Genomic DNA, 1,406 nt, shown 5'->3' with positions numbered 1-1,406 from the left:
CTACGGGCCAGGAGCACCACGCCGCCGGCCGCAGCTATCCCCGCGACACCGGCCAGCACCGCGCCCCCAGCGCCTGCCTCGAAATGCTCACCCAGAAGTCGCAGACCTATGATCGCGGCGACGATCGGGTTGACGATCGTCAACGTCGCCAGTGGAGCCCCGATCCCAGCGCGATACGCGGCCTGCGCAAGAAGTAGACCGCCGAACGCCAGCACGATCACCATCGCGGCCGCCGGAGTGATCGCCTCTTCCCAGCCCGAGCGCGACATCCGCACAGTCACCGTCTGCGCCAATGCGGACGCGACACCGAACGCGACGCCGGCAGCGCCGGCATGCAGCAGGCTGCGCGGAACCAGCCGACGGGATCGGGCAGCGCCGAGGACGAGCGTGGCCATCGCCCCGACGGCCACCAGGCTCACCCCCAGAACCTCGTTCGGGCTCAACGCCTCACGCTCGTTGTCCACCGGTGTCAGCAGAAGCAGGAGCGCCAGGCCCGCCATGGTGAGGCTCAGCCCCAGCCATTCGGTCCGCCCGACCTTCCTGCCGGCCAGGGCCGCGGAGAGGGACAGAGCGAGCACCAATGTCAACGCGCCGAGCGGCTGGACGACAGTGAGCGGGCCGAAATGCAAGGCAGCGACATGCAGCCCCGACGCGACACCGGTCAGGACGACCGCCCACCACCAACGGGGACGCGAGAGCATACGCAAGGTTCCGAGCCGATGGGCGACCTTGGCGCGCCGGTCGCCGGCCATACGCTCCTGGAACACTGCCGCGACCGCATGAAAGAGCGCAGCGGCGATGGACAATCCCACCGCGATCCCCCACGCATTCACCAGAGCATCCTCGCATCATTTCACGACACCATGCCTAACAGTGCCCCAAGACTTTAGGATACACAAGTTTCACAATGTTGTGAATTGCCTATATTATCGTTCTGTGGAGATAACCGACGGCCAGCAGCATGACGCGGCGGACCCAGAGACCCGAGGTCACCAAAAGGTCGACACAGAACCGGCCGATGGTGTTCCAGGCTCCCATGACGCGCTGCTCCGCGTCGTCGAGCATCTGGCACTTCTCTTCGTCGACGCTGGTCTCCCCCGCATGTCGGCCCGCGTCTTCGCCTACGTGCTCGCCGAGGACCGCGACCGCTACACAGCCCGGGACCTGGCCGAAGGACTGCAGGTGAGTCCCGCCGCCATATCCGGCGCGGTCCAGCAGCTGGTCCAGATGGGTTTCCTGGCCAAGGAACGTGAACCCGGCCTACGTTCCGACCTCTACCGGGTCTACGACGACGACGTCTGGGCGGCCATCATGACCCAGCAGGAGCCGATGCTGAAGCGCTACGAGGACGTCTTGCGCGACTGCGTGACCCAGCTCGGACCGACCCGGGGCGGGAACCGGCTGGC

At 66.7% G+C, this 1,406-nt stretch carries 2 protein-coding genes; one reads left to right on the top strand and one right to left on the bottom strand.

Going from position 1 to position 1,406, the window contains the following annotated elements; translation table 11 throughout:
* Window positions 1-833: DMT family transporter (locus ELR45_RS13635; protein WP_129666859.1), on the bottom strand; the 833-nt coding region annotated here is incomplete at its 3' end.
* A 103-nt stretch (window positions 834-936) separates the two neighbouring features.
* On the opposite strand from ELR45_RS13635, the gene ELR45_RS37795 reads away from it, so the two are divergent.
* Window positions 937-1,406, top strand: a 470-nt coding sequence (locus tag ELR45_RS37795; protein ID WP_205856557.1) for a GbsR/MarR family transcriptional regulator, incomplete at its 3' end; no start/stop codon positions are given.

Source organism: Phytoactinopolyspora endophytica, from assembly GCF_004138495.1.
GTDB classification, from domain to species: Bacteria; Actinomycetota; Actinomycetes; order Jiangellales; family Jiangellaceae; genus Phytoactinopolyspora; species Phytoactinopolyspora endophytica.
The sequence above is the reverse complement of the archived record's forward strand: the minus strand, read 5'-3'. Positions and strand labels throughout refer to the sequence as shown.